At 48.7% G+C, this 1,799-nt stretch carries 2 protein-coding genes and 1 pseudogene; all 3 read right to left on the bottom strand.

Annotation, left to right across the window (positions count from 1 at the left end; translation table 11 throughout):
- Positions 1-295, bottom strand: a 295-nt coding sequence (locus tag AB6E08_RS23170) for a phage baseplate assembly protein V (RefSeq protein WP_372160336.1), incomplete at its 3' end; no start/stop codon positions are given.
- Positions 289-1,377, bottom strand: coding sequence for a phage baseplate assembly protein (locus AB6E08_RS23165; protein ID WP_372063546.1), 1,089 nt, complete (start codon positions 1,375-1,377; stop codon positions 289-291). The genes AB6E08_RS23165 and AB6E08_RS23170, both read right to left, overlap by 7 nt.
- Positions 1,374-1,799 (bottom strand): annotated as a pseudogene (locus AB6E08_RS23160) (multidrug DMT transporter permease); the annotation flags it as partial. The pseudogene AB6E08_RS23160 and the gene AB6E08_RS23165, both read right to left, overlap by 4 nt.

The following is a 1,799-nucleotide window of genomic DNA, read 5'->3' as shown; positions in this document are numbered from 1 at the left end:
CGCTTTCACCCTTTGGACGATATTTTTTATCTTCGACGGCCACAGCAACCAAGTTGCCTAGATTGCCACCGATAGCCGCAAGAATGGCTTCAGAGCCTATAGGTGGGAACGAACTGCAACCGTAGTTTTGAAAGCGCTCGATGTCATCAACAGATTCATCTGCGTGCATTTTTAGTTGTAAGTTTTGGCGCTGTAAATCTTCAACCACACCAGACACCACAGCGCGAGTAATCGCACCTGCAATGCGGCGTTTAATAGGGGCAAGCAATCGTTCAATATAACGTTGAGTTACCATTGACCACAACCTAATGTCGTTTGCTTTTCAACTTCCGCAGGGATGTCAAACGCTTCTGGTTTCACCACACTGACTACAGCCAGACGACCTGAATCATCTTCGCTAAACATGATCGAGGCAATCAGCATATCTTCATCCAAACCTACAATCTCATCTTGAACTGGTACTACCGTATTGAAGTTCCATAACTTGCCCGTTTGCGGAATTCGCCACCCTGTCACCGTGTACTCAGCGCCATTAGAGGTAGCAATACTGCGTTGGCGTTCCCACTGACCGCGCTTGGCTGCACCTTCCGCTGTGGTGATTTCTTCGTTGATAATAATCATTGGGCGGTAGCGATTGATATCTGCATCTTTCACTTCGGCTTTGATACCGCCAACCGTTGAAAGTGCGGAATCATCCCATGAGCCAAACGAAGCACCGACAGCCTTAACCGTAAAGCTACTAAAACGCTGACGCCAGCTGAAGCGACCACGCGCAGCTTTCACATTCTCACCAAGGATTAAAGACACACCCGCACGCTCTGTACTTCTACGCACGATCACAAGGTTGCCAAACGTGTCACTGGTTAACAGCACACCACGCTGACGCGCTAGACGAGCAAGCAGCTCATGCGGTGTTTCACCTTGCTCGATTTGAATGCGAGGGAACGCCGCGCCCACATCGGTATTCACGATCACTTTGATACCGAAAGGCTTACACACAACGTTAGCAATCTGGGTTAACGTTTGGTTGTTGAACTGGCCTGAAGGGTAGTCAATCGAGCAATCCACTAGGTCAGCGGTTTTGTCTCGACCACTCACCGATATCATCACCTGGTTTGCATCGTAGCTAGGCACCCAATCATCCACATAGCCCGTAATCACGCGCTCACCACCAATTTCAATCACACAAGGTTGCCCTTGCTGAATCGGCTCCATGAAGGCTTTGTATTTATCGTCAGAGCCTTGCCACTTCCAAGTCAGTTCTAAATCAAATGAACCAGACATCGCATTGATTGAGCGAGTCACACTGACCTTAGTCCAGCCACCGTAAACATTACCGCCAGCTTTCAATACAATTTCATCTAACTGCGTTGTCATGAGCTAATCACCTCAATGGAATCTGAAGGCAAGATAAAAGACGGATTAGATAGGCCATTACGACGCACAATGCTCTGGCGCGTTTCAGTGTCGCCGTTCTCTTGCCATGCAACCAAAGAAACAGGCACCGTACTGGTGGGCGTGTAAATACTTAACTGAGGCAAAAGCTCAGCTCTTGCTCTGGTATCGGCCAGCACCGCTTGGCGCAGCACACGAAACTGACGCCACACCGCAGAGTCACCAAGTTCAACGGCATTTGCAGAAAGCTCCGCTAATTCATTGGCAATATCATACCCAATCTTCTTGTACTGCTCACCCGTTAATACGGCTTTACGGTCAGCACCTGAAAGGCTATTAATCGACTCATCGGTATCAATCAAATCAACGCCAATATCGGCGTCACCCATTGCTGAAGCCTTAGA

This window comes from Vibrio sp. 10N.247.310.24, assembly GCF_041467175.1.
Classification (GTDB): Bacteria; Pseudomonadota; Gammaproteobacteria; order Enterobacterales; family Vibrionaceae; genus Vibrio; species Vibrio tasmaniensis_A.
The sequence above is the reverse complement of the archived record's forward strand: the minus strand, read 5'-3'. Positions and strand labels throughout refer to the sequence as shown.

Excerpts from the sequence above, each read along its gene's own strand:
- AB6E08_RS23165 (WP_372063546.1), bottom strand. The coding sequence starts at position 1,377 with ATGACAACGCAGTTAGATGAAATTGTATTGAAAGCTGGCGGTAATGTT.